Below are 2,144 nucleotides of genomic sequence, written 5' to 3'. Positions count from 1 at the left end.
GGGCCATCACCGCGTTCGGCGGGATGCCGAGCGTGAGCAGCGGGATGAACGAAGTTTGCGCCGCAGCATTGTTGGCACTCTCCGGCCCCGCCACGCCCTCGATCGCGCCGCGGCCGAACCGCGACGGGTTCTTGGCGAGCTTCTTCTCGAGCGTGTAGGCTGCGAACGAGGCGATCACCGCGCCGCCGCCGGGGAGAATACCGAGAATGGAACCGAGCACGGTGCCGCGCAGGATCGGCGGCGTCGCATCGATCAGATCCTTCCTGGTCGGCATCAGGCCCGTGATCTTCTGCTGAACGAGATCGCGGTTCATCTCGGCGCCATGGTCGAGATTGCGGATGATCTCGGCAAAGCCGAACACGCCCATCGCCACCGTCGCAAAGCCGAGGCCGTCGGCAAGCTCCGGAATGTTGAAGGCCATGCGCGAGGCGCCGGTCTCGATGTCCGAGCCGACCATCGAGAGCAGCAGCCCGAACACGATCATCGCGATCGCCTTCAGCACCGAGCCCTTGGCCAGCACCACCGCGAAGATCAGGCCGAGCACCATCAGCGAGAAATATTCGGCCGGACCGAACGCCAGCGCGAGCTTCGTGAGCGGCGCACCGAGGATCGCAATCAGGACAGTGGCCACGCAGCCGGCGAAGAACGAGCCGATCGCCGCGATCGCCAATGCCGGGCCGGCACGGCCCTGCTTCGCCATCTGGTGACCGTCTATGGCTGTCACGACCGATGTCGCTTCACCGGGTATGTTGACCAGGATCGACGTGGTCGAACCGCCATATTGCGCGCCGTAATAGATGCCGGCGAGCATGATCAGCGCGCCGACCGGCGGCAGTCCGAACGTGATCGGCAGCAGCATCGCGACGGTCGCGATGGTGCCGATACCGGGGAGCACGCCGACCAGCGTGCCGACCAGGGCGCCGATCAGACACATCAGAAGGTTGATCGGAGTAAATGCGACGGCGAAGCCGTGAGCGAGGTTCGCAAAAATATCCATCACGCCCTCACTGGATCAGGAAACGCGGATACATCGGCATCGGCAGTCCGAGCACGTACGGAAACAGGATTGCGCAACCGAGAGTCAGGCAGGCGCCGACGATCGCCGCTTCGAGCCAGCGCGTCTCGTGCGAGCCCGCTGCCGCGATCATGAAGCTCCCGAAGGCCGTGACGATGAGACCAAGGGACCGGATCGACAGGGCAAAGAAGACGATCGCGACCACAACGAACAGCGGTCCCCGCCAGGAATAGTGGGCCATCGCCGGCCCATTGGTCAGAAGACCGGTCAGCGCGATCGCGGCAGACAAGGCGACCAGCAGCCCGCCGAACATGCGCGGCGCGGTCCCTGCGCCGAACGAGAAGCCCCGCATGCCCTGCAAATCGCTCGATGCATACAGCGCGAACAGCGCAACGGCCATCAGGACGACGCCGCCGACATAGTCCTGTGCCGATCGGATCGTCATGAACAGCGTAAGGATCGCCACCGCGAACAGCGGGTAGGAATAGATCAGCGCCAGCAGCACCTCGGACGACATCTTCTTGGTGCCGCCGCCGAACGATCCGAACACGGCACTCGGCGCGCCAGCCAGCAGCGCCGTCACATGGCCGGTGATGACCGCCGCCGGACCGCGGCCGGCCCCCCAGCCGAAGATCGTCCCGATCGACCAGATCAATTCGAAGATCTGCGGCGCAATCGCCAGCAGACAAAATCCGAGCGCCATCCGGGTGTTTCGGTTGGCCGTCGCTGAGTGGCCCATCGTGTCGGCCATGCATGTCTCCTCCGCGACCCGTAAGTCACGAGCACTGTTGTTGTAAATCGCCTGGAACTGGATCCCCCGCCCCGGACCACTGCCTAGCGATTTTCGTCACACAATGCCAGCAAAACCCAACATCCCGCCGGCCAGCAGGAGCCACAGTGGATTGATGCGCGAGACTGATGCGATCACCGCAACCACGACGGTCAGGAGCAGTGCAGCAATCGTGCGATCGGCCGACTGGGCGAGGATCAGCGCGCTCGCCGCCATCAGACCGATCGAAAGCGGAACCAGTGCAGCCTGAATCACACCGGGCCAGCGCGATTGGCCGGGGCGGTTCAGGAGCCGGCTGACATAATAGGCAAGCAGCGCCGTCGGCAGGCACATCGCCAG

3 protein-coding genes are annotated in these 2,144 nt (G+C 64.6%); all 3 read right to left on the bottom strand.

Going from position 1 to position 2,144, the window contains the following annotated elements:
• Nucleotides 1–1,000: tripartite tricarboxylate transporter permease (locus tag JHD07_RS20295; protein WP_291625102.1), on the bottom strand; the 1,000-nt coding region annotated here is incomplete at its 3' end.
• A gap of 4 nt (nt 1,001–1,004) precedes the next feature.
• Nucleotides 1,005–1,766, bottom strand: coding sequence for a tripartite tricarboxylate transporter TctB family protein (locus JHD07_RS20290; protein WP_291625100.1), 762 nt, complete (start codon nt 1,764–1,766; stop codon nt 1,005–1,007).
• Nucleotides 1,767–1,862: 96 nt separating this feature from the next.
• Nucleotides 1,863–2,144 (bottom strand): chromate transporter (locus JHD07_RS20285; RefSeq protein ID WP_366864874.1); only part of this gene is annotated, 282 nt, incomplete at its 5' end.

This window comes from Bradyrhizobium sp. (assembly GCF_016462955.1).
GTDB lineage: Bacteria > Pseudomonadota > Alphaproteobacteria > Rhizobiales > Xanthobacteraceae > Bradyrhizobium.
The sequence above is the reverse complement of the archived record's forward strand: the minus strand, read 5'-3'. Positions and strand labels throughout refer to the sequence as shown.

What these genes read in the sequence shown, in the direction of transcription:
- JHD07_RS20290 (WP_291625100.1), bottom strand. Translation starts at nt 1,766, where the DNA reads ATGGCCGACACGATGGGCCACTCAGCGACGGCCAACCGAAACACCCGG.